Origin of the sequence: Janthinobacterium sp. FT14W, from assembly GCF_009208755.1 — a bacterium.
Lineage (GTDB): Bacteria > Pseudomonadota > Gammaproteobacteria > Burkholderiales > Burkholderiaceae_D > Janthinobacterium > Janthinobacterium violaceinigrum.
Genome location: NZ_WFLL01000048.1, coordinates 1 through 23,644, shown reverse-complemented (window position 1 = coordinate 23,644; position 23,644 = coordinate 1). Strand labels below are relative to the sequence as shown.

17 protein-coding genes and 2 tRNA genes are annotated in these 23,644 nt (G+C 54.0%); 13 read left to right on the top strand and 6 right to left on the bottom strand.

Features of this window, described 5'->3' with window-relative positions; genetic code table 11:
* Positions 1-227: 227 nt before the first annotated feature.
* Positions 228-674, top strand: coding sequence for a response regulator (locus tag GCN74_RS28915; RefSeq protein WP_193317230.1), 447 nt, complete (start codon positions 228-230; stop codon positions 672-674).
* Between the two features lie 9 nt (positions 675-683).
* Here GCN74_RS28915 and GCN74_RS23915 read toward each other — a convergent pair whose 3' ends face one another.
* The 5 genes from GCN74_RS23915 to GCN74_RS23895 all read right to left on the bottom strand — a co-directional run bounded on the left by GCN74_RS23915 (position 684) and on the right by GCN74_RS23895 (position 5,614).
* Positions 684-2,042 carry a family 43 glycosylhydrolase gene (locus GCN74_RS23915; protein ID WP_152258980.1) on the bottom strand — a complete coding sequence of 453 codons (1,359 nt, stop codon included), beginning with the start codon at positions 2,040-2,042 and terminating at the stop codon, positions 684-686.
* A 181-nt stretch (positions 2,043-2,223) separates the two neighbouring features.
* Positions 2,224-2,299: transfer RNA gene (locus tag GCN74_RS23910), tRNA-His, on the bottom strand.
* A 133-nt stretch (positions 2,300-2,432) separates the two neighbouring features.
* Positions 2,433-3,278 (bottom strand): glutamate racemase, encoded by an 846-nt coding sequence (gene murI / locus GCN74_RS23905; protein ID WP_152258979.1) that lies wholly within the window; start codon positions 3,276-3,278, stop codon positions 2,433-2,435.
* A gap of 67 nt (positions 3,279-3,345) precedes the next feature.
* Positions 3,346-4,887, bottom strand: coding sequence for a fumarate hydratase (locus tag GCN74_RS23900; protein WP_152258978.1), 1,542 nt, complete (start codon positions 4,885-4,887; stop codon positions 3,346-3,348).
* A gap of 106 nt (positions 4,888-4,993) precedes the next feature.
* Complete coding sequence (locus GCN74_RS23895; RefSeq protein WP_152258977.1) at positions 4,994-5,614, bottom strand: YqhA family protein; 621 nt, start codon at positions 5,612-5,614, stop codon at positions 4,994-4,996.
* Between the two features lie 308 nt (positions 5,615-5,922).
* Between GCN74_RS23895 and acs the strand changes: the two genes are divergently transcribed.
* From acs to GCN74_RS23835, 12 genes are all read left to right on the top strand, one after another.
* Complete coding sequence (gene acs / locus GCN74_RS23890) at positions 5,923-7,929, top strand: acetate--CoA ligase (RefSeq protein WP_152258976.1); 2,007 nt, start codon at positions 5,923-5,925, stop codon at positions 7,927-7,929.
* A 209-nt stretch (positions 7,930-8,138) separates the two neighbouring features.
* Positions 8,139-8,229 (top strand) — tRNA-Ser (locus GCN74_RS23885).
* Between the two features lie 231 nt (positions 8,230-8,460).
* Entirely contained in the window at positions 8,461-9,771 is a 1,311-nt protein-coding gene (locus tag GCN74_RS23880) for a tyrosine-type recombinase/integrase (RefSeq protein ID WP_152258975.1), read from the top strand.
* Positions 9,764-9,943, top strand: a complete 180-nt coding sequence (locus GCN74_RS23875) for a hypothetical protein (RefSeq protein ID WP_152258974.1) — start codon at positions 9,764-9,766, stop codon at positions 9,941-9,943. Before GCN74_RS23880 ends, GCN74_RS23875 begins: the two co-directional genes overlap by 8 nt.
* A gap of 943 nt (positions 9,944-10,886) precedes the next feature.
* Complete coding sequence (locus tag GCN74_RS23870; protein ID WP_152258973.1) at positions 10,887-11,753, top strand: phage integrase N-terminal domain-containing protein; 867 nt, start codon at positions 10,887-10,889, stop codon at positions 11,751-11,753.
* A 136-nt stretch (positions 11,754-11,889) separates the two neighbouring features.
* Entirely contained in the window at positions 11,890-12,090 is a 201-nt protein-coding gene (locus GCN74_RS23865) for a helix-turn-helix transcriptional regulator (RefSeq protein WP_152258972.1), read from the top strand.
* Positions 12,091-12,799: 709 nt separating this feature from the next.
* On the top strand, positions 12,800-13,702 hold the full coding sequence (locus GCN74_RS23860; protein WP_152258971.1) for a WYL domain-containing protein: 903 nt from the start codon (positions 12,800-12,802) through the stop codon (positions 13,700-13,702).
* 146 nt (positions 13,703-13,848) lie between these two features.
* Positions 13,849-15,402, top strand: coding sequence for a DNA cytosine methyltransferase (locus GCN74_RS23855; RefSeq protein ID WP_226939191.1), 1,554 nt, complete (start codon positions 13,849-13,851; stop codon positions 15,400-15,402).
* The gene (locus GCN74_RS23850; RefSeq protein WP_152258970.1) at positions 15,399-17,393 is read left to right on the top strand and encodes an ATP-binding protein; all 1,995 of its coding nucleotides are present in this window, start codon (positions 15,399-15,401) and stop codon (positions 17,391-17,393) included. Before GCN74_RS23855 ends, GCN74_RS23850 begins: the two co-directional genes overlap by 4 nt.
* Positions 17,386-19,698: a Z1 domain-containing protein gene (locus GCN74_RS23845; RefSeq protein WP_152258969.1), complete on the top strand. Its 2,313-nt coding sequence runs from the start codon at positions 17,386-17,388 to the stop codon at positions 19,696-19,698. The genes GCN74_RS23850 and GCN74_RS23845 overlap by 8 nt, the downstream gene beginning before the upstream one ends.
* Positions 19,691-20,656 carry a PD-(D/E)XK motif protein gene (locus tag GCN74_RS23840; RefSeq protein WP_152258968.1) on the top strand — a complete coding sequence of 322 codons (966 nt, stop codon included), beginning with the start codon at positions 19,691-19,693 and terminating at the stop codon, positions 20,654-20,656. The genes GCN74_RS23845 and GCN74_RS23840 overlap by 8 nt, the downstream gene beginning before the upstream one ends.
* Positions 20,657-20,685: 29 nt before the next feature.
* Positions 20,686-22,653 (top strand): ATP-binding protein, encoded by a 1,968-nt coding sequence (locus tag GCN74_RS23835; protein WP_152258967.1) that lies wholly within the window; start codon positions 20,686-20,688, stop codon positions 22,651-22,653.
* A 110-nt stretch (positions 22,654-22,763) separates the two neighbouring features.
* Here the strand turns inward: GCN74_RS23835 and GCN74_RS23830 are convergent, their stop codons facing one another.
* Positions 22,764-23,177, bottom strand: a complete 414-nt coding sequence (locus GCN74_RS23830) for a very short patch repair endonuclease (protein ID WP_226939190.1) — start codon at positions 23,175-23,177, stop codon at positions 22,764-22,766.
* Positions 23,178-23,644: the final 467 nt, after the last annotated feature.

Genomic DNA, 23,644 nt, shown 5'->3' with positions numbered 1-23,644 from the left:
GCGAGGACATCCGGCGCAAGGGGATAAGAATGATAATGATTCTCATTTTATCCGTCAATTGCGCAAACTGCGTAAGGCGGGCTTTACCCGGAGAAAGACGGGAAGTGTTGCTGGGGCGGTACAGCAGGGTATATGGATTGCCGCTTGGCACCATTGCTCGGGTGCGGCGGCATTGCGCGCGCTTCTTGTATACTTCCGCTTTTGCAGCCGTCAGACGTGAACGTACAATGAGCCAGACAACTGAAACGACACCAGGCAGTTTCCCCGTGGAACGCCGCCAGGGCGACCAGCCGGCAAGTGCTGCGCGCAAACTCAATCTGCTGGTGGTCGACGACAACCAGGAAGTGGGCGAATCGCTGGCCATGCTGCTCGAAGCGCTGGGCCACCATGCGGTGGTGGTGCGCAACTGGCAGATGGCCGTCGAGCAAGTCAAGCTGTGCGTGCCCGACGCCGTCTACCTCGACATCGAAATGCCCGGCATCAGCGGTATCGAGATCGGCCGCCGCCTGCACCACAATCCCGAGACGGCCAACGCCGTGCTGATCGCCGTCACCGGCCACAGCCTGCCCATGTACATGGACGACGCGCTGGCCGTGGGCTTCCGCCACTTCCTCGTCAAGCCCGTGCGCCTGGACGACCTGGCAACGACGGTGAAGTCGGTGCTGGCGGGCTAGTATCCTGTCCTACGGCCGGCTCAGCGACCACTGCTGGTTGTTCGCATTGGTCAAATTCCACTGGATGATCTGCGCATTCTCGGCCGTGCTCAGGTTCAGGACGTCCAGAGTCAGGTTGCTGTAGCGGTTGCTGATCGTCTGGTAGCCGGACGCGGGGCTGGCGAAGCGCCATTGCTGGCCCAGTCCGCCCCAGTAGCTCCATTGGGCGATGTTGGTGCCGGCCGTGGTCGAGTTGTTGTAGTCGTCCAGGCCCAGCAGGCTGTTCGCATTGATCAGGCTGTAATACCCGTCGCCATGCCCCACCACATACCATTGCTGGTGCTTTGCTCCCGTGTACGTTTGCTGCTGCACCAGCGCGCCATTGGCCGTGCCGGCACCGGCCACGGCCAGTGCCTTGCCGCTCAGGCGCGAGCGCAGCACCGTGGGGCCGTCCGAGATGCCGCCGCAGCTGGCGACGGTAAAATTGCGCGTCAGGGCGGGCCAGCCATCGCCATACGTCATCTTCAGAATATCGAGCTTGGCCGCGCCATTGTCGTTCACGTCGTAATAGTGGATGGAGGTGTAGTTGCAGCCATCCTGCTTGAGCACGCCGATATGGCCCGGTCCCTTGTATTTGCCGTCCAGGTTGGGCAGCAGCGTGCGCGTGCCGCTGTACGGCCCCGTCACGCTGCTGGCGCGCTGCACTTCCACATAGTATGTGCTGGCGGCACCCTGGCAGCATTTGCCGCGGTTGACGAACAGATAGTAATACTCGCCGTCGTGCGTGATGTAGGGCGCTTCGATATCCTTGCCGCCGCCACCGAGGATAGTGGTGACGTTGCCGCTCGTCTTGCCTGTTGCCTGGTTGATTTCCGTCACGCCGATGCCGCCAAAAAACGAGCCGTACGACATGTAGACCCTGCCGTCATGGTCGCGGAACAGGGCGGGGTCGATGGCATTGATTTCCCCTCCGCCTCCATACGATTGCACGACGATGCCCAGGTCCGTCCAGTTCGGGTTCTTCAGCGACGCCGAGCGGGCCACGCCGATGGCCGATACGGACGTGCCGAAGGTGGATACCGAGTAATACAGATAATAGTAGCCGTTCATGTGGATCACGTCGGGCGCCCAGTACGAGCCGCTGAAGTTGGGGATCTTGTTGGCGATCCAGGCCGGCGGCGTGCTGAACACGGGCGCGGGGCCGGCCGACCATTTCAGCATGTCCGTCGAGGTGGAATACCAGATGCCGTCGCCCGTGGTGAAATTGAAATACGTGTCGCCGTCTTTTGTCAGGGTACCGGGGTCGTGCGCATTGGGTACGCCCGTCAGGGTGATCGCCTGCGCATGGGCGCAGAGCATCAGGCAGAGTGCTGCCAGGAATTGCTTCATCGTTGTCTCCGTACTGTTTTTATGGGGCGGTCCAGGCCGCACCCCAGAGTAGGGCGATGGTCGAATTTGCACTAATGAATTTTTTGCAGGAAGCGATACCGGGGCCGGTATCGGAGAATGAAGAAAAGCGGCGCCGGAATAGAAAAAGCCCGGTTCGAAAACCGGGCTCTTCTTTATTCTGTGGGGTGGCTGATGGGGCTCGAACCCACGACAACAGGAATCACAATCCTGGACTCTACCAACTGAGCTACAGCCACCACTGTCTTACTTGCCTGTTTAGCTGTTTTGCTGAACAGGTGCCGAATTATACAAAGAACTCGGCAAAGTGGCAAATCTAAATGCAGTCTTTTTTAAAGAATCGAAAGATTGCCTGAAAACGCCCCATTTCGCTCATACGGACAGGTGCTCGACGGGCGGCTGCAAGTCCAGCAAACCGGCGAAGGCTTTCGCCAGCGCATCGACCTTGGCCGTCGTGTAGCCCTGCAGCCGTGGCGCGTCGTTATTGATACGGCGCAAGCTTGCAGCGTCCAGCAAGCGGGACAGCTGGCGCGCCACGGCGTCGCCCGTGTCCACCAGCGTGATGGCTTGCGGGGTATGCGCGCGCACCGTGCGTGCGATGGCCTCCTGCACGAAGGGGTAGTGCGTGCAGCCCAGCACCAGGGTGTCGACGCCTTGTTCCAGCATGGGCGCGATGTAGCGGTCCAGCATGGCGCTGGTGGCGTCCAGCGGGTCGTTGCCCAGTTCGCACTGCTCGATGCGGTCGGCCAGGCCGATGCAGGGCTGCAGGATGAAGGTGGCGCCCGTGGCGGCGCTGACCTGTTCGCGCAGGGCCAGCAGTTTGTCGCCGCGCAAGGCGCGTTCCGTGGCCAGCACGGCGATCTTGCCGTTGCGGCTGATGCTTGCCGCCGGTTTCAAGCCCGGTTCGACGCCGACGATGGGCAGGTCGGGGTAGCGCGCGCGCAGCGCCTTGATGGCGGCGATGGTGGCCGTGTTGCACGCCACTACCAGCGCCTTCGCGCCTTGCTGCAATAAGAAGGCGGTGATCGCCAGCGAACGGTCGATCACTTGCTGTTCCGTCTTGTCGCCATACGGCGCATAGGCGGAATCGGCAAAGTACATCAGGTCTTCCTGCGGCAGCTGCGCGCGGATATGGCGCAGCACCGACAGGCCGCCCACGCCGGAGTCAAAAATGCCGATGGGGGCGTCAGGGCGGGCAGTGCTTGCAGTAAAAGTCATATAGAGCCAGGGTAGATAAAAAAAACGCCGCGCTAGTGTGCCGCGCGGCGTTCATGGTAGAGCCTGTTTAAGCAACCGTCACGGGAATCTTGCTGACGCTATTGAGTTGCTCGATCTTCGCCTGCCACTCTTTCGGACCCGTGTTGTGCACCGAGGTGCCTTTCGAGTCCACGGCCACCGTCACCGGCATGTCGACGACGTCGAATTCGTAGATGGCTTCCATGCCCATGTCGGCAAAGCCCAGCACTTTCGCACCCTTGATGGCTTTCGACACCAGGTAGGCGGAACCGCCCACGGCCATCAGGTAGGCCGACTGGTGTTTCTGGATCGATTCGATGGCGACGGGGCCCCGTTCGGCCTTGCCGATCATGGCGATCAAGCCCGTCTTTTCCAGCATCATGTCGGTGAACTTGTCCATGCGGGTGGCGGTCGTCGGGCCGGCCGGGCCGACCACTTCGTCGCGCACCGGGTCGACCGGGCCGACGTAGTAGATCACGCGGTTCTTGAAGTCGACCGGCAATTCTTCGCCCTTGGCCAGCATGTCCTGGATGCGCTTGTGGGCGGCGTCGCGGCCCGTCAGCATCTTGCCGTTCAACAGCAAGGTCTGGCCCGGCGTCCACGAAGCGACTTCTTCCTTCGTCAGGGTGTTCAGGTCGACGCGCTTGGATTTTTCCGTGTCCGGCGTCCAGTGCACTTCCGGCCACGACGACAGCGATGGCGGCGTCATGTAGGCAGGGCCCGAGCCGTCGAGCACGAAGTGGCCGTGGCGCGTGGCGGCGCAGTTCGGGATCATGGCGACCGGCTTCGACGCGGCGTGCGTCGGGTGCATCATGATCTTCACGTCGAGCACGGTCGTCAGGCCGCCCAGGCCTTGCGCGCCGATGCCCAGCGAGTTGATCTTGTCGCACAGCTCGATACGCAATTCTTCCAGCTTGTTTTGCGGGCCGCGTTGTTTCAGCTCAAACATGTCGATGTCTTCCATCAACACCTCTTTTGCCATCAGCATGGCTTTTTCGGCCGTGCCGCCGATGCCGATGCCCAGCATGCCAGGCGGGCACCAGCCGGCGCCCATGGTTGGCACGGTTTTCATGACCCAGTCCACCAGCGAATCGGACGGGTTCATCATGATCATCTTCGATTTGTTTTCCGAGCCGCCGCCCTTGGCCGCCACTTTCACGTCGACGGTATTGCCTTCGACCAGTTCCATGTGCACGACGGCCGGCGTGTTGTCCTTGGTGTTCTTGCGGTCGAAATGCGGGTCGGCCACGATGGAGGCGCGCAGCTTGTTGTCGTCGAAGTTGTACGCGCGGCGCACGCCTTCGTTGACGGCATCGGTGACGGTGCCGCTGAAGCCTTCGAAGCGCACGCCCATGCCGATTTTCAGGAAGACGTTGACGATACCCGTGTCCTGGCAAATCGGACGCTTGCCTTCCGCGCACATGCGCGAGTTGGTCAGGATTTGCGCGATCGCATCTTTTGCCGCCGGGCTTTGCTCGGCCGCATAGGCGCGCGCCAGGTGTTCGATGTAATCAGCAGGGTGGTAGTAGCTAATGTACTGCAACGCTGCGGCGACGGATTCGATCAGGTCTTCTTGCTTTATGACAGTCATGGTGTTCTCGCGGTAGATAAGAAGGGTAAGACTCTTTACTAATACTAGTTACTGCATTGGAATGACAAAAGCCCACGGCCGCCGCTGGCAGCCATGGGCTTCGGGTTTAATGCGGTCGTGCCTGGTTCTGAGTTACGGTCATGATGCGGTCCGTGTACGCGATCGCCATGGCGGACAGGATGAAGACCATGTGGATCACTGTTTGCGCGATGACCACATTCGGTTCCTTCGCATACGCGGTGGCGTTGATGAAGGTCTTCAGCAGGTGGATGGACGAGATGCCGATGATGGCCATCGCCAGTTTCGTCTTCAGCACGGAAGCATTTACATGCGACAACCACTCCGGCTGGTCTGGGTGGTCATCGAGGTGCATGCGCGACACGAAGGTTTCGTAGCCGCCAATAATGACCATGATCAGCAGGTTCGAAATCATCACCACGTCGATCAGGCCTAATACCACCAGCATGATGGTCGCTTCGTTCAGCTTCACGGGCGGCGGTACGCCAGGCACGGTCACCGCGCTGATGACGTGCTGCAAGGCGGCATCATTGCCGAACACGGCGCCGATCAGGTCGGACAATTCCACCCAGAAATGGAAGACATACACGCATTGTGCGAGGATCAGGCCCAGGTACAGCGGCAACTGCAGCCAGCGCGACATGAAGATGAAGGCGGACAAAGGATGCAGCTTGGTATGTTTGGCAGACGGTGGTAGGTGGTCGATCATGTGGGGTTTCCTGGGGGAGTAAATACCAATTTTTGGCATGCCCGACATTTTACACTTGCTGTCGATTACTGCGCATGGCCTTGCTCTGGATTATTGGGTTTGATGAAATACAAAGTGGTATTGAAGCTTCGGCGTGTCAGGCATTTCTCCAATGAAAATACTGTACGGCGTCCCCTTGACGCCCATCGCCGAAGGCGCTTATGGTTAGCATGGAGCGAGGAAAACGCAGCAGAAAACGCGCAATGTAAGGCGTCCGTAAGACACGGCGCTTATCGTGTTGGCAAACAATTACTACACTGGAGACAAGCATGGCCGCTACAGAAAACCAAGGACAGGGCACGCAGCAGCAAGGACCAGAAGAGTCGCGCGTATTTGAACCATCGTCGGCCTTTGCCGCACAAGCCACTATTTCCGGCATGGCTGCGTACCACGCCATGGTGAAAGAGGCGGAAACCGACTACGAAGGCTTCTGGGCCCGGCTGGCGCGCGAAAACCTGAGCTGGAAAAAGCCGTTCACGCGCACCCTGAACGAAGACGACGCGCCGTTCTACAAGTGGTTCGAAGACGGCCAGCTGAACGTGTCCTACAATTGCCTGGACCGCAACATCGAAAATGGCTTGGGCGACAAGACGGCCATCATCTTCGAAGCGGACGACGGCACCGTCACCAAGGCTACCTATAAAGAACTGCATGAAAAAGTCTGCAAGTTCGCCAATGGCCTGAAAGCCAAGGGCATCGCCAAGGGCGACCGCGTGATCATCTATATGTCGATGTCCGTCGAAGGCGTTGCTGCAATGCAAGCCTGCGCGCGCATCGGCGCCACGCACTCCGTCGTCTTCGGCGGCTTCTCGGCCAAATCCCTGCAGGAACGCATCATCGACGCGGGCGCCGTGGCCGTCATCACGGGCGACGAGCAATTGCGCGGCGGCAAGAAGCTGCCACTGAAAGCCATCGTCGACGAAGCGCTGGCGCTGGGCGGCTGCGATTCCGTCAAAAACGTCATCGTCTACAAACGCACGGGCAGCGACTTGCCGATGGTGGCCGGCCGCGACACGTGGCTGCACGACCTGGTCGCAGGCCAGAGCGCGCAATGCGAACCGGAATGGGTCGATGCCGAGCATCCGCTGTTCATCTTGTACACCTCGGGTTCCACCGGCACGCCGAAGGGCGTGCAGCATTCGAGCGGCGGCTACCTGCTGTGGGCCGCGCTGACGATGAAGTGGAGCTTCGATATCAAGGCTGACGACGTGTTCTGGTGCACGGCCGACATCGGCTGGGTGACGGGCCACAGCTATATCGCGTATGGCCCGATGGCCGTGGGCGCCACGCAAGTGGTGTTCGAAGGCATCCCGACCTACCCGAACGCGGGCCGTTTCTGGGAAACCATCAAGAAACACAAGGTCAGCATCTTCTACACGGCGCCAACGGCCATCCGTTCGCTGATCAAGGCGGCTGATGTGGACCCGAAAGTCCATCCAAGCAACTACGACCTGACGAGCTTGCGCCTGCTGGGCTCCGTCGGCGAGCCGATCAATCCGGAAGCGTGGATGTGGTATTACAAGAACATCGGCGGCGAGAAATGCCCGATCGTCGACACCTTCTGGCAAACGGAAACGGGTGGCCACATGATCACCCCGTTGCCGGGCGCCACGCCGATGGTGCCCGGTTCCTGCACCCTGCCATTGCCAGGCATCATGGCCGCCATCGTCGACGAAGCGGGCCAGGACGTGCCGAACGGCCAGGGCGGCATCCTAGTGGTAAAACGCCCGTGGCCATCGATGATCCGCACCATCTGGAACAACCCGGACCGTTTCAAGTCCAGCTACTTCCCGGAAGAGCTGGGCGGCCAGATGTACCTGGCAGGCGACGGCGCCATCCGCAACAAGGATACGGGCTACTTCACCATCACGGGCCGCATCGATGACGTGCTGAACGTGTCGGGCCACCGCATGGGCACGATGGAAATCGAATCGGCCCTGGTGGCCAACCCGCTGGTGGCCGAAGCGGCGGTAGTCGGCCGTCCGGACGACACGACGGGCGAATCGATCTGCGCCTTCGTCGTGCTCAAGCAAGCGCGTCCGACGGGCGAGGAAGCGAAGAAGCTGGCCCTGGAGCTGCGCAACTGGGTCGGCAAGGAAATCGGCCCGATCGCCAAACCGAAGGAAATCCGTTTCGGCGACAACCTGCCGAAAACCCGCTCCGGCAAAATCATGCGCCGCCTGCTGCGCGTGCTGGCCAAGGGCGAGACGATCACGCAAGACGTGTCGACCCTGGAAAACCCGGCCATCCTGGAGCAGTTGAAGGAAGCGTCTTAAGAAAGTCAGTCCCTTCGGGATCGGCATGCGGCCCACTGGGGCGCATGCCTCCGTCGGGTCTGCCCCAGCCATTGCCGGCTTGCTGTATCGCGCTACTTTTACCCCACGGTAAATAACTTTGGCAGTCCGTAGAATCTTTGCTATAATCTGCGGCTTCGCGACAAGCGAGAAATAGTACGCAATGCGAGCAAGTAGACGCATTGCCTGCAGGAGAGGTGGATGAGTGGTTGAAGTCGCACGCCTGGAAAGCGTGTATAGGTTCATAGCCTATCGGGGGTTCGAATCCCCCTCTCTCCGCCACGGATAGTAATTAAGTAAGATCAGGACGTCTCAGGAAGTCCCTCAAAAACCGCTTAGAGCCTTGATTCTAAGCGGTTTTTTCGTTTTTCAGCGTCTCGGGATGTGCCAAGGCATATCAGGATATCCAACTTTTTTGAGGGAATGCGCCGGGCCGTATTCCCCCATCCTTGACTACCATTCCCGCATAACTGTCCTATAGTGGTTCCAGACGCATTTGCGAAGGAGGCCACCATGGCAAAGCTCATCGTCCCGCTGACCGAACTTCAGGTCAAAAACGCCAAACCAAAGGAAAAACCATACAAGCTGTCCGACGGCGGCGGCCTGTTCGTGGAAGTCATGCCGAGCGGGTCCCGCATCTGGCGCTGGAAGTTTCGCCAGGCCAACGGCAAGGAGAACGCACTGACGTTCGGCCCTTACCCGGAAATTACGTTGCAGGATGCGCGTGAAAAGCGCTTGGCTGCGCGGCGATTGATGCTGCAAGGGATCGACCCCGCCAAGCATCGCGACGACGCCAAACGCCTGGCAAAGGATAAGGCGTCCAACACCTTCGAAAAAATCGCGCGCGAGTGGCACGGCAACAAAGTGCCGACGTGGAGCGAACGCACCGCCAAGAACACCATCCAGCGCCTGCAAGCAGACATCTTCCCAGCCATCGGCCGCATGCCGATCGATGAGATAAAGCACCGCGATCTGATCGCCGCACTGCGCAAGATCGAGGAGCGTGGCGCAAGTGAAGTCGCCCATCGCCTGAGAGCGCTATGTGCGTCAATTTTCAGCTACGCGATTCAATGCGGATTCACAGAGCGCAATCTGGTCACCGATATGAAGGATGTGTTGAAGACCGTCCGCGCCGGACACTTCGCAGCTATCAACGCCGACGAACTACCGCAGTTCCTGGCCATTCTGGACCGCAACGAAGCACGCATGTTCGCGCCGACCCGCATTGCGCTGCGGCTGATGCTGCTGTGCTTTGTGCGTACCAGCGAGTTGATCGAAACGCCCTGGAGTGAAATTGACCTGGAGCGCGGCGAGTGGATCATTCCATGGCAGCGCATGAAGCGCGGCAAGCTGACCGTCAATCCGGATATGACCAACCATCACGTCTGCCTGTCGCGCCAGGCGCTGGAGCTGCTGCGCGAACTGCACGCGATCACGGGCCGCAGCCAGTACCTGTTCCCGAATCAGCGCGACCACGAAAAGCCGATCAGCAATAACACGATACTGGTGGCGCTTGGACGCATGGGATACAAGGGCAAGATGACCGGCCATGGCTTCCGGGCGCTGGCCATGAGCACCATCAAGGAGCGCCTGGGCTACCGGCATGAAGTCGTGGACCGGCAACTGGCACATGCGCCGAAGGACAAGGTGGCCAGTGCCTATGACCGGGCGCAGTTCCTGGCGGAACGGCGCAAGATGATGCAGGATTGGGCCGACTACATCGATGCCGTCAGCGGCAAGGGAGCGCCGCCGCAGACGCCAAAATTAACGCTGGTCAGTGGCGAATTCAGCCGGGATGGCGGAACAGGAGGGCACCATGTCTGAGTATGTACTGCGCCTCACGGACGCGCTTATCAAGCAGACCGCTTCCAAGGAAAAATTACATAAGCTGGCTATCGGAGCCTTTGTCCGGGCTGCAACGCTGCCGGTCAATGCCAGTGGCACCAGTCCAGCCCGCGCCGGTTCCAATTCTGCGTACTACGAAAAGCGCACTTGACGAAACGAACCACTTGCAAACGTCGATATCAGGCATAGAATGAAGCTCTCTTATGTGGGAATCGCTCCCACGAGAGCATGCTTCGAGCATGGCCCTATGCTTAGCGACATAGGCGTTGCGGTCGTTACCCGTCACCATGATACATAGCAGTTTCTGCTAGATATATCGCCGGGACATGCAGAAGCATGCACATCTCGGCAAGATAAAGCGCTGCCCTCAGCGCCTACATATCCCACAGTCCGCAAGACGGATTGCCTGGATGATTGCGCCCGGTGGGCGCTTCCTCAAACAGGAGCAAGACTCCTGCCCTGATTGGTTCGCATGCCCCGCGAGGTAGCGCACCGTATGAACCACAGCATGGCTTTGCCGCAAGCCGCACCGTCAGCAGAAATGCCAGCGATGCGATGCCATCGCGGCCGCCGCCAGCGCGTGTGCTTCAGAGTCGCCAGTATCGTCACCGCGAGTGCGATGCTGGCATGTATGCCGTCACATGCCTTGGCTACGTGCGCGCGTCGTTACTGGCGGCGTGCTGCCAGTGACGACGCGCCGCCGACGGCATAGGCCCAGGCGGCAAGCGGAATTCCACCGCGTGATGGTGTTCAGTGACGGGGCCAGGCGCCCCCCATCGCAGGCAAGCCCTGCGATGTCCTTTGCCCGCTACGGGCTGATTAGTTGAAGTTGATCCGTGCACGATGTGCACTCCATGGACCCTGGGTGATTGGTCCCCGCTGCGGCAGCTTCCTCCGGGAGCGCGCAGCGGTGCCACACGCGCATGCGGCGCGGGCAGGCAGTAACAGCAACCGCATACACGGGAGTGGTGTCCCGAGGCCCTTGATTCAACCTTTTCTGCCGAGGCAGTGAGGGTGGCCAGAAACACTTACCAGACAGGATTACACCACGCAGCATCGATGTAAAAACCAAGGATCGAAGGGATGACTTTGCCATGCGCGACTTGAACTACCAGCTCAAGCAACTGTGTCACCGCAACCGGGATGGCAGCTTTGCGACGCAGGCCGACCGTGAGCGCTTGTTAAACCTGTGTGCCAACGACCTGGCGGAACGGGGCTTCCAGCATATGAGCGTGGACAGTCTGAAACCGAAGCACGTGGCGGCGCTGCTCGACAAGTGGAAGCAGGATGGCGTCAGTACCGGAACGATCAAGAATCGTATGAGCGCCCTGCGCTGGTGGGCCGAGAAGATCGGTAAGGAAAATATCGTTGCGCGCACCAACAGCGAATATGGCATCGCGGAGCGGGTGTTTGTCACCAACGTCTCGAAGGCGAAGGTGCTGGACCCCGACACGCTGGCCCGCGTGAATGACCCGTATACGCGCATGTCCTTGCAACTGCAGGCGGCGTTTGGATTGCGGCGCGAGGAAAGTATCAAGATCAAGCCGGGATGGGCCGATGGCGGGAACATCCTGCGGCTGAACGATAGCTGGACCAAAGGCGGCAAGTACCGGGAGGTGCCGATTGCCACCATGCAGCAGCGCGCCGTACTGGATGCGGCCAAGGTGTTGGCGGGCAAAGGCAGCTTGATTCCGGCGCAGTTGCGGTATCGGGACCAGTTGAACCGCTTTCGGGCGCAGTGCGACAAGGCGGGTATCCATGGCGTGCATGGGCTGCGCCATGAGTATGCGCAGCGGCGCTACACCGAGTTGACTAGCCGACCTTGTCCAGCCAGTGGCGGCCCGACGTCCAGACAGCTGGATGCTTCACAAAAATTGGTAGATCACGCCGCGCGGCTGAAGATTTCGGCGGAGATGGGGCATGGCCGTGAACAGGTCACTTCCATCTACCTGGGCAGATGACCGCCCACTTGTATCAGGGCCGCAGCGCATGGAGCTGAAGATATGTACGGGGTGCAGCCCTGGCGCTGCCGGAATTATCGAGGAGAGTCGGCATGACTCTCCATTGTTTGCTGTTCATCAATCGAAGGAGAATCCTATGACCACGACTAAAAAATTCCTCCGCTTGCCTGCGGTAATCGAAGCCACCGGCTGGTCCCGCGCCACAATCTGGCGCAAGGTGAAGGCGGGTGTGTTGCCAGCGCCTATTCCCATTGGTCCCAAGTCCGTCGCGTGGGATGCAGAGGAAATCGCTCAATGGCAGCAGCGCTGCATAGATGCCAGCCGTAGAATCGCTTGAGCTTCATGCCTGCCCATTTCTAGGCCACTGCGCCTACACATGCTCAAGGTGTTCGGTTATAAGCGTATCTGCGGCATTTTCTGGAGTGGCGTCGACACCTACCGTACCGTGATCGTGGAAAGTCACTTGAATGCCACGAGCAATTGGCACCTAGCCCTGCTGTCGCAATGATGGGCTTTCCTATCGCCTGGGAACAGAACGTTGTAAAAAATCCGTACACCGCATCAAAAAATAGCCGGAGTCGAGTGAGGTTAGGAGCACGTTGAAGTTAGATGGAATAAAACGCTTGTAAATGGACCTCAATGTAGAGTCTAACCGCCTCGGTGCCACGGTGGTTTTTCTTTTACCGACTACTGAGCGGTTTCGTTTTCTCATCCCCAGCGGGCAACTTCAAGATCTTGAAGTTGCCCGTACTTTTTTTAGTAGCTCACAGCGAGGTTGTTGTAGGAAACTATTGCGAGAATGTGTTTCGGTGTTTGCAGGTTTACATGATCGTATTGGGGGGGGGGGGCAGTGCTGGACGCGACCTAATTTTGTGCTATTGATAAAGCAGGCCACCCAAAAATTTTCTCAGGGCGAACTAAGTTGCCGGCAGTAAAATGCTGGTGTATGATCTAATCAATTTGATTATATGAAGAGTGAATAATGAGTGAAAATGGGTGTAAATTTGGTCTTTCAGTGATTTTCTATGGATGAGGAGCGATTGTTGATGCGGCCTCATCGCGTCGAAAACCTGAGTCGAGCCCAGCGTGAAAGACTTACTTATCTTGAGTTCCGCCTGTATTTTATGGGGGAAGTTGGTCGTCCAGATCTTTCTGCTCGTTTCGGGGTTGCTCCAGCTGGCGCAACTCGCGACATCGCAATGTATCGGGAACTGGCGCCGAAAAATATCGATTTTCACAACAGCAGCAAGACCTACAGAATCAGTAGCGAGTTCGTTCCTATTTTTGAGCACCCAACAGAGCGTGTCTTGTCGGCGCTGTCCTTAGGTTTTGGCGATGGTGTTGATGGCGAGCCGAGATCGCTACTTCCATGTGAGTTCCCAGCAATTTTGAATTGCCCCCGAATGGAGGTGCTGGCGCCGATCTGCCGCGCTATCCATACGAAACGTCCGGTGGCAATCCGTTATCAATCTATGAGTAGTGGGGCATCGGATCGAGTCATTGTGCCCTTTGCTTTGGTTGATACGGGCCAGCGCTGGCATGTGCGGGCGTTTGATCGTAAGTCTGGTGAGTTCCGCGACTTTGTCATAACTCGGATTCAGAACCCGACCGCTCTCGTTGAGGAACCAATGGTGCACGAGCTAATGGATGCCGACATCCAGTGGACTCGAATAGTGGAACTGGATCTTGTACCACACCCTAGCCTCAGTCGCCCGGAGATCGCTCAGATGGACTATGCAATGCAGGATGGGGCGCTCCAGATCCGCGTTCGAGCGGCCGTTGCCGGATACATGTTGTTGCGCTGGGGGGTGGACGCCTCCCAAGATCACAGTCTTCATGGCCACAACTACCGATTATGGCTTAGAGATCATCTGGCGCTTTATGGTGTCAAGAGCGCCGTTCTGGCACCGGGTTACCTATCGCCAGGAAAGGCTACAGAGGAAAAATAGATGAACGGTTACCAATTCACACTGAGCCCTCAGTTGATTAAATTAAGTAATAGATATAAAAACAAGTATATGAAATTTTCAAAACGCAATAAAATTGCGAACTTCGTTTCGTCATCTTTTGATGCAAAAGTATCGAGGGAAGCTCAATGAGCGCGACCCTCATCACTAACAAACTACGACGAATCCAAGCAGGAGGTAGCCCGCGTTACATGGACCTCTTCGCGGGCTGTGGCGGTATATCTCTGGGATTCCTAACTGCTGGCTTTCATCCTGTGGCCTCCGTAGAAATCGACTCTCATGCCGCTCAGTCACACGGGGCTAACTTTGCTTCTCGCTCAATCGGCGGTGACCATCCGGCACATCATATCGCCCGTGATGTTACTAAGGAGGACCCCGCCACTATCTTCGCAGAACTCGGTATTCATGGTCCAGTAGATGATCAAGTAGACGTTCTTGTTGGGGGGCCACCATGCCAAGCCTTCGCGAGGGTAGGAAGGGCAAAACTGCGTGAACAGGCGCATCTGCGACTGGAAGAAACGGCGGACCATGCCTTCCTGGTAGATGGGCGTGTTGATTTGTGGCAACGATATGTCCATTACATCCGTATGACTAAGCCCGTAGCTCTTCTGATGGAAAACGTTCCGGACATCCTCAATCATGGCGGAAAAAACGTCGCGGAAATGGTTGCCAAAAGTCTGTCAGATGAGGGGTATGAGGTCGCATATACGCTATTGAATGCCTCATGGTATGGAGTTCCCCAGACTCGTGAACGCATGATTCTAATCGGGTTTCACCGTGATTCCGGAATTAAACCATCGTTCCCAGCACCCACGCACCATGTGATTCTGCCACAAGGCTATCAAGGGACTAAAAATACCGCAAGGCAAGTGATCAAAGATCAGGGATCAGATCATCACCGGTTTGTCACTGATCCGGACGCATCGTTGCCGCCTGCAACGACTGCAATGGAGGCTTTAGCTGATTTGCCGCCTATTTATGCCCTAGATCTATTCAATCGTGGCGAGTTGCGGCGTGGAGCAAAAGATCCGCTGGAAGTAGTTGCTTATTCTGCCAGTACGCCATCTACACCGTACTCCCGGCTGATGCGGCATTGGTATGGTTTCGCGACGAAGCAAGCGACCACGGGACATGTAATTCGCTACTTGCCTCGGGATTTCAAGATATTCGCAGAAATATCCGAAGGCTGGGAATATCCTCAGATACACGATTATGTGGAAAAGAAGATCGCTGAATGGTTAAAGTCGCGAAAACGTCGTGGGCTTTCAACTGATTCACGCGATCCCCAAGTTTTAGACTACATAAAATTATGGCGGATACCCTATGATCCTTCAAAGTTCCCCAATAAATGGTGGAAGCTGGACTCTACGAAGCCTGTGCGAACTCTATTGGCACATCTTGGGAAGGATTCATATTCCCATATACATTTCGATTCGGAGCAGGCCCGAACTATTTCCGTTCGTGAGGCAGCGCGATTGCAGTCGTTTCCAGATGGTTTTGTCTTCAAGGGTTCAATGAATCCTGCGTTGAAACAAATTGGAAACGCGGTGCCTGCGCTCTTTGCTTATGCGATTGCGATGTCAGTGAGAGAGAATCTTGGTGCGCCAGCTATTCCTGATATGCGGTTGGAGTTACTTGGATTAGACGAATCTTTGATTGCGTTGACAGAAGGAAATGTATGAAATTTACCATCTTGCGTCAATTGACCCATAGCGAATTAGGCATGTTTCATGCATATCGTGACGGTCGTGAAGGTTCCAAGCAGAGGGCAATTAACTTTGACTGGGATGTAGTGGATCGAGTATTTCCATCGGCAAAAGATACCGACAGAATCCTTATTAATTGTCATTGCCTGGAGGACGAAACTACGATCATTGAGAAACCGCAGTGGTTAAAGAGACAGGACAAGAATTGGCGGCTAGAAGGAAATTGCCCAAAAAGTTCCTATTTCAAGTTTGTAGAGCCTGGCGTCCTGTTTGCGATGTCGGTAGATTCGTCCATGTCGCCAGCAACGGCAGCCTGGGTCGTCATTCCAAAGAATCACCCGGCTCGTGAAAGTATAATAAATCATGGAGAAAGTGCACGTTTGGATCAATCAGGCATGATCGCACTGTTTGGTAGCGAGGGGGCCCATTCAATGCACGTGCTGGGACAACACTTCCCCAATCTATTTCCAAAAACTGAACTCGTAATGCCTAAAGCAATGAACGAAAATAGCCTTGAACCTGATCCCGTTGGACTGTTTGATATACTCGCACGAGCGGGGCATCGCCTTCCCAGTGCCGTGGCTGATCTTGTGGATAACAGCATTTCCGCTGGTGCAACCACAATTGATATCACATTTCCAAACCCTAATGAGGGCGGACGCTGGATGTGCATTCGCGACGACGGTAGCGGCATGAATCCGGATGCTTTGAGAAATGCCATGCGCGTTGGGAACCAACGAGTCTACGACGGGAGTGATCTTGGGAAGTTCGGCTATGGTCTCAAGGGGGCTTCTTGGTCGCAGTCAGATTGTATGACGGTGGTGACAAAAACAGCGGATAGCGGAGTGTCCTTGATGACCTGGGACAGGGACCATCTTTCAAAGACACGTAAATGGGACGTATTGACCGACCCTGTGGATGTCAAATATGCCTCTGAAGTCGCTATTCTACATAAGGGAACCGCAGTCCTTCTTACCAAAATGCGTCCGCCTGCCGAGATGCCGACCGCGAAAAATATTGATCCTTACACTGTTGAGGTTACCTCTATTCGGGAGCATCTGGAACTGGTATTCCACCGCTATTTAGAAGGCGTAGTCAAAGGACGCGAGAGGGTTACTATCAAGCTGAACGGCGACCCCTTGATTGGTAATAATCCTATGGGACATGCGCTGACTAAAGCATTCGACCCACGGACAATCACCCTTAATGAGACTGACCCGATGAAGAAGGCGGTTATCTCGGTTCGAGCATATATCACACCGAACGAAGATGAAGTTGAACGACATCACAGTAAGGAGGGGCCGGAGTCTGTACGCACTGCCCGAGATCGAATCTCGCTTAATGGTCGTTGGAACGAAACGCAGGGTCTGTATTTCTATCGGTTGGATCGGTTGATCAAATGGGGTGGATGGGAAGGTATCTTTGCGATGGATGAGAAGACCAAGTTGCTTCGCGTTGCCGTTGATTTTGACCGCAAATCCGACGACTCCCTCCAAGTTAACATTTCCAAGCAAGAGATAAGACTGCCCGTGACGGTGAGCGGTTATATTCGGGATATCGTAAAGGAACCCAGGGCAGAAGCCCGTACTCGCTACCGAAAAAAGGGGAAGGATAAAGCTCCAGTACCCAATCCGACATCAACGGGCAGTGGTACTAGCTCATCTATAACTGGCATTCAGAACACAGGAGGCACTGGTGGTGCTCCGGTGCCAACGACTTTCGGAGGTTCAAAGCCAAAGCCTACCAGGGGCGGTGGTAATCCAATTAGGATCGTTGATTCAGGCAATGTCGCGTGGGCGAGAAAGATGAGTTTCGCCGGCGAACACGTCGAGGTGACGCCGAAAATTCCCGCACTGGTGGACCTTGTCCGCGCTATTGACACTGACCCTATTGCTAAGGACGCGTTGTGCAAGTTTCTTCTGGTGCTTGAGCAGGCTGACGTCTTGACGATCCTCTCCAATGACTGAAATCATCTCGCGGTTTACCATTAAGCCCAAGATCCGTAACTGGACCGATGGCACACTATGGACAAACTGGGAACGCCATGAGGCGTTCCTTCGTGGTCAACCGAAGTGGAAACCTCACCAGGTGGACTCGGTCGCCGAAGAATCCCTGCGGATTATCGGTAAAACTAAGAACATTGAGCGCCGGGAATATCAATGTCGTGGCCTTGTTGTTGGATATGTGCAGAGTGGTAAAACTGCGAACTTCACCGCGGTTGCTGCTCGTGCCGCTGACGTTGGCTACCGACTGATTATCGTTCTTTCTGGGATTCATGATTCCCTGAGGAATCAGACCCAGAAACGGCTCAATACGGAGTTGGTCAACATCGGCAACAAGTGGACCACGTTGACGAACGAGACGGAAGATTTTCAGACCCCTGCGGTGGCGAACGGTTTTGCTGACGCGGGTACTGTTCTAGTGGTTGCCAAGAAGATTCCTCCTATCCTTCGTCGTCTAAATCAGTGGATCAAGGAACTTGATGGGCAACTCGGTGATATTCCTGTACTGATCATTGACGACGAAGCGGACCAAGCATCAATAAACACGAAGGGCAATCGAAATGATCCCAGCGTCGATGAAGATGCAGCGACTGACACCGGTGACCCGTCTGTGACGAACGCACTTATTAGGGACACTCTGCAGAGGATGCCTCGTGCAACCTATATTGCCTATACAGCGACTCCGTTTGCGAACATCCTAATTGATCCCAGTGCAGTTGATCGTGAGGTTGGGACTGATTTGTTTCCCAAAGATTTTGTTGTCCAGTTACCTCGCCCTGACGGTTACACGGGGACAGAGGAGTTATTCGGCGTCTCTTCGGCGGGGCGCGATGTCATGCGCTCGGTTGCCGCCAATGACGTGCGGAGCCTTAAGTCGAAGCGCCGCAAGAAACGAGATCCTTTGGTGGTGGAATGCGAGCAAAGTTTACCCCAGTCACTTTGCGATGCCGTGCTGGTATTTGTAGTGGCGGGGGCAATCAGGCTACTTCGTAATCAAGTTGGTAAGCCACATACAATGCTGATCCATGTGTCGCAAATGCAGGCTGACCAGATTCGCATTGGCAATGCCATTGAACTCCAGATTAAAGGTTGGCGGGATCATGAACGTATCGTGCCTGGAAGTTTGAGAGCTATGCTGAGCTCGGCCTTAAATGACCTCGGCGAGATTGCTATGCCAACTGATCGAGAGTCCGTGCTGGACGAGGCAGTAGTCAACCTGTCGAGGATTCAGGTTGTCGTCCTGAATAGTACAACGGGCGAAGAGTTGGAATACGAGGAAAAACCCGATCGTCAGCTGATCGCTGTGGGGGGCAATCGCCTCTCTCGTGGCTTGACACTAGAGGGCTTAACAGTCGCATACTTCTTGCGCACGACAAGCATGGCGGACTCTTTGCTCCAGATGGCTCGTTGGTACGGTTTTCGCACGGGCTATGAGGATCTTATCCGTATATGGACTACTGAGGGGATTGCGCAGTGGTTCATTGAACTAGCACTGGTCGAGGAGTCTTTGCGGGATTCTATTACTGCGATGAATAGAGCAGGACGCCGCCCCGACGAAATGGCAATTAGGATGAGGTCTCATTCGGATCTTTTACTAACCAGTAAAAGCAAAAGTAAAATGCTGGCAAAAAGCAACCGCTCATGGTCATGTGAAAACCCTCAGACAATTCTCTTTCCTTTGCGCAACGTCGCCATCCTTGATCACAATGCGGACCTGACTGCTGCCTTGTTGACCGCTTATCCTCCATCGCAGGAAGCTTACGGAGGGTGCCTTGCACACGATGTGCCTGCGACAGTGATCAGTGAATATTTACGGGCCTTCATTGTTCACGAGGCAACGTTGGCTTTTCGAGGGGACATGATCGCTGACTGGATTATGGAACGGTCTACCGTCGGCGAGCTGACTACGTGGACTATTTTTGTAGCGAGTCCTGCTCGGGACCGCCAAACATTGCTCGGAAATCGCTCTTACGGACTGGTTCGCCGTTCTCTGACAGGCACTGAATCAATTGGCATCCTGATAGAGCCACGTCACGAAGGCGTAGACTTGCATGGGGGGCCAGAAGCTTGTCAGATTGGTACTATTTATAATGCCAAAGCTATGCGTCGTACTAGGCCGCCAACGCACGGTCTGATTATGATTTATCCACTGGATCCCCAGCTTTTACAGGCGCAGGTGCGAACAGTCATTGGCGTCGGCCTGTCACTCCCCAAGACATCCGACGAGGGCATGTCCTTCGTTGTGAACCGTGGGGTTGCCGATGAGTAACATAACTGCCGCTAGATGGCAAAGCCTCAGGAACTTGTCGCAAGGGGCTGGTACTCTCGTTGAACAGGTGGATCCTTCGATTCCGAGCTGCTTAATAGGCGTGGACGACGATGGCTCACTCCATTTAATGATCGCGATCAGTGAAGAGCCAGTTAAGATTCCGGTAGAACTGGAAGCCATCGTCGTCCGGATAATTGAGACGGATCAGATCTATTTGGATGTCTATGCCAAAGGTCATTACGAGATGATTTTCACTCCTCTGGCGAATCAGATCTTCGCTGGCGTATCTATTCAAGGGCGGAAGCCCATTGATGTAGTCGTGGAGACCATTGAAGAATTCCGTGGGGCGTTAAAGCCCTTGAAGCCTGATCTTACTTTGACGGAACAAATTGGGTTATTCGGCGAAATCTGGATTTTGCGCTATGTGCTAATCCCGAGCATCGGCGCACGTGCTTGCTCATTGTGGAGTGGCCCAGATTCTGAGCGACATGATTTTATCGGCAGCGGCGCCCACATCGAGGTAAAAACCACTACTAAGTCGGAAGATAAGCACGAAATCTCTCGCATGGATCAACTGCGTGCACCTAACGGCAAAAAGCTGTTGTTTGCATCCATCCAACTGGAAAAATCCGAAGGTGGAGAAAAGACACTTGCAATACTAATTGATGAGGTAATCGAGGTTCTTGGTACAGATGGAAAAGCGATTGATGTATTTGAATCTCAGCTGGCAAAAATGCGTTGGCACGATGGACTCCGGCAATCAAGTGAATTAAAGAGATTTAATTTGAGGGATGCACAATTTTTCGAAGTTGAGGGAACATTCCCCCGACTTTCAGACGATTACGTTCCCCCACGAGGAATTACCTCGATAAAATATACTATTGATATCTCATCTCGTTCAACGCTTGATCGTGTAGTAGTTGACGGAATAGTCAAGTCAATGTGTATTGAAGATTAATACTAAATAAAAATGCCCCTAAGGAAAATATGATACAGCACAACACTACGTGGGATCCGTTGCAAACTAGTCTGGATGCGGGGGCGGAAATAATTTCTGCGGGTCAAAAAAGGCAAATTGGTAATATTTTGAAGTCATATGTTGGAAACTATGACGCTTTTTCAGAACTGATTCAAAATGCAATGGACGCGGTGGATAAGAGACGGCAAGAAATTAATGATCCCCTTTATTCTCCAAAGCTTTGGCTCACCATCGATTTGAAAGATAACTCATTTTCTATAACTGATAATGGTATCGGTTTCAAAGAACAAGAGTTCAAGTCGTTCTTGGCTCCTAACATTTCATTTAAAGATGGTATGAAAACAAGGGGAAACAAAGGTGTAGGGGCGACCTACATTGCATACGGCTTCGACTACTTGCAGTTTGGGACTAAGGGAAATGGTCATGAGTTTGTAGGTGAGATTACAAACGGACGTAATTGGGTTGAAGATCATGAAGGGATTGTAACTCGTCCAATGGTTGTCGCGGGCGTATCTACGGATGAAAGATTTGTATCATTGGACAGGGGATCGACTTTTAAGATCAAATTCGGGGGCAAGTCTGTTCGGCCTAAGGACCTCTCTTGGTACGGCGCAACGACACCCGACCAATGGTTATATTTGCTGCTCGTCAAAACACCGCTTGGTTCTATTGCATATCATGAAGATGAATCGAAGGCGATCAAATTTTCGTTGACAGTGATTGATAAGGCCGGTGAGAAAAATACAATAGATGAAGTAGATGCACGGTATATCTTTCCACATACAAAAATTTCGGCAAGCGTGGACCTGAAGGAAATTGTTAAATTTCAGAAAAAAATGTTTGATCAGGGTAAAGATGCTTCAAAATTGCCCAGTAAGTTTTCAAAGTTGCATGGAATATATGAGATATATTCTAAAGACGATTTGTTGGAATTCCGTAATTTTACTGATGATGAGAAAAAACTGATTAATGATTTTAAGATTGAGGCGTACGGATATTTTGTTTATTCGACTTCAGTTTGGGATCAATTGAATGACGTCATCGCAAAGTTGCGAAAAGGATTCCGTGTATTGCGCGGTGGATTACAATTGGCAAATAATCAAATGCCGCAGGGTGAGCAGATAGTCATTCCGCTAACATCTAATACGGGATACCAGAACCAAACGCATGTGGTCGTTCATTTTAAAGGAGCTGATCCAGATCTTGGTAGGAAAGGTTTTCAACCGGAGCTAAAAGACTTAGCGGAAAAAATATCAGTAGGGATCGTGAATCGTCTTAAACGTTGGCGCGATCAACTCAAGTCAGATAGTGGTGAAAAAATTGATGTCGAAAAAGAAGTATCGTTACATAACTGGGTAAAAGACCAGGAGCAACATGAGGTGGATTCTCCACTTGTTTTGTTGAATAAGAATTTTTTTGCGCCAATTAACGAAATATCGATAACATCAACTCCTCGTTCGGAGCAGGATGTTATTGTTCTTTTTAATCAGCTGGTTGCAGGTGGCGTAATTAGAGGGATTAAACTTCTGTCTACAAGTCAGACACAACAGTATGACGGATTATTTAAATTTGTTATTAAGGAGCCATTAAGTAATCACGTTTTTGATAAAATTTTAAACCCATTGGGTGTGCAAGAAATGCATCATACCAAAGAGCTTGTAAGTCCACCTAAGGTACTTGAGTATAAGTACAGTATTAATGGTTTGATCGCTGAATTCGAAAATGGTGAAAAGAAGGAAAAAGATATTCACCTAGCTGTTGCGTGGGAATTGGGGGCGGCGTGGAAGAAGAATTATGATGTTACGTCTCTACTAGATCTTGGTAATATTCACCAGCGTGATTTTCATGGACTAACACATATTTTGCATTCGAGTACTTCTCGATTCTACGTAATTGTACTTAAGGAACTGATTGAATTCCTTAATGACGTAGATGGAGTGCAGGAGTTTCATCAAACGAGCTATTTGGATTTCTAAATTTTATTGCTTTCACAGTTGATCGTTAAATCGATCCGAAAGCATGTGGTCTAGGTGGATTACGGCGATCACTCACATTCAGCTGACCTTGGCAGTCTAGGTGTGATCGTCTATGCACATTGTTTTAGGCAGTTTGCAAGTCGTGTTGCGACCGTGTCAGCGTCGCGAAGTTCGCATTCCCATACTACGATTACTCGCCATCCAAGTTCTGTTAACTTGGAGATATTATCGGCGTCACGCGCCATGTTACGGGCTAGTTTGGAGTTCCAATATTCTTCGCGAGAAATAGGCTTTCCCGCGAATTTGCAGCCTGCATGTTGGTGCCAGAAGCAACCATTGACAAACACAACGCTTTTATATTTTGGAAGAACGATGTCTGGGCGGCCGGGAAGGTCCTTTCTGTGAAGACGGAAGCGGAAGCCCCGCGAATGTAGCATCCGTCGAACCACAAGTTCTGGTCTGGTGTTGACTCCCTTGATCGCGGCCATATTGCGACTTCGTTGCTCAGAAGTGAGTACGTCCACTTTGAGGTTCTCCTTTTTCTCGCCACTGGCTCGGGAGTAGTAGCTACTCTTTTGTAAACTGCAACATTTTCGGTTGTTCTATGTAATTGTACTGCCGTTCGTTATTTCCCACCGTTAGTTTTTTGCAGGAAATCTTTGTTCTTCTATTGGCAGTCTTGCGTGGTTCGATTAGTTTTTTTCAGTCAAGCCTAAATCGAAGAGAGGCCGATTGCCCCTTTGTGCCGAACCGTAAGATATCTTTGGATGAGCTAGTGAAGAGAGTGATGCAACTATGTAGTAAGCTTGATTCGTATCAATAGAAAAAAGGTTAGGCTGAAGATTGGTTTGTGGTCTGCGGAACCGTAAGCGTCCGGCCACTACCGTCTTGAACGGGTATTCAATCGGACCGATGATAGCGTCACACCGCTGGGAAGCGGCGTGTTGTTTAGGCAGGGTTGATCTGCTGGAGGTAGTTCCACGGCAGGAAC

Excerpts from the sequence above, each read along its gene's own strand:
- GCN74_RS23875 (WP_152258974.1), top strand. The coding sequence starts at position 9,764 with ATGTCTGAGTATGTACTGCGCCTCACGGACGCGCTTATCAAGCAGACC.
- GCN74_RS23870 (WP_152258973.1), top strand. The coding sequence starts at position 10,887 with ATGCGCGACTTGAACTACCAGCTCAAGCAACTGTGTCACCGCAACCGG.
- GCN74_RS23880 (WP_152258975.1), top strand. The coding sequence starts at position 8,461 with ATGGCAAAGCTCATCGTCCCGCTGACCGAACTTCAGGTCAAAAACGCC.
- GCN74_RS23860 (WP_152258971.1), top strand. The coding sequence starts at position 12,800 with ATGCGGCCTCATCGCGTCGAAAACCTGAGTCGAGCCCAGCGTGAAAGA.
- GCN74_RS23865 (WP_152258972.1), top strand. The coding sequence starts at position 11,890 with ATGACCACGACTAAAAAATTCCTCCGCTTGCCTGCGGTAATCGAAGCC.
- GCN74_RS23895 (WP_152258977.1), bottom strand. The coding sequence starts at position 5,614 with ATGATCGACCACCTACCACCGTCTGCCAAACATACCAAGCTGCATCCT.
- GCN74_RS23845 (WP_152258969.1), top strand. The coding sequence starts at position 17,386 with ATGACTGAAATCATCTCGCGGTTTACCATTAAGCCCAAGATCCGTAAC.
- GCN74_RS23840 (WP_152258968.1), top strand. The coding sequence starts at position 19,691 with ATGAGTAACATAACTGCCGCTAGATGGCAAAGCCTCAGGAACTTGTCG.
- GCN74_RS28915 (WP_193317230.1), top strand. The coding sequence starts at position 228 with ATGAGCCAGACAACTGAAACGACACCAGGCAGTTTCCCCGTGGAACGC.
- GCN74_RS23900 (WP_152258978.1), bottom strand. The coding sequence starts at position 4,887 with ATGACTGTCATAAAGCAAGAAGACCTGATCGAATCCGTCGCCGCAGCG.
- murI (WP_152258979.1), bottom strand. The coding sequence starts at position 3,278 with ATGACTTTTACTGCAAGCACTGCCCGCCCTGACGCCCCCATCGGCATT.
- acs (WP_152258976.1), top strand. The coding sequence starts at position 5,923 with ATGGCCGCTACAGAAAACCAAGGACAGGGCACGCAGCAGCAAGGACCA.
- GCN74_RS23915 (WP_152258980.1), bottom strand. The coding sequence starts at position 2,042 with ATGAAGCAATTCCTGGCAGCACTCTGCCTGATGCTCTGCGCCCATGCG.
- GCN74_RS23835 (WP_152258967.1), top strand. The coding sequence starts at position 20,686 with ATGATACAGCACAACACTACGTGGGATCCGTTGCAAACTAGTCTGGAT.
- GCN74_RS23855 (WP_226939191.1), top strand. The coding sequence starts at position 13,849 with ATGAGCGCGACCCTCATCACTAACAAACTACGACGAATCCAAGCAGGA.
- GCN74_RS23850 (WP_152258970.1), top strand. The coding sequence starts at position 15,399 with ATGAAATTTACCATCTTGCGTCAATTGACCCATAGCGAATTAGGCATG.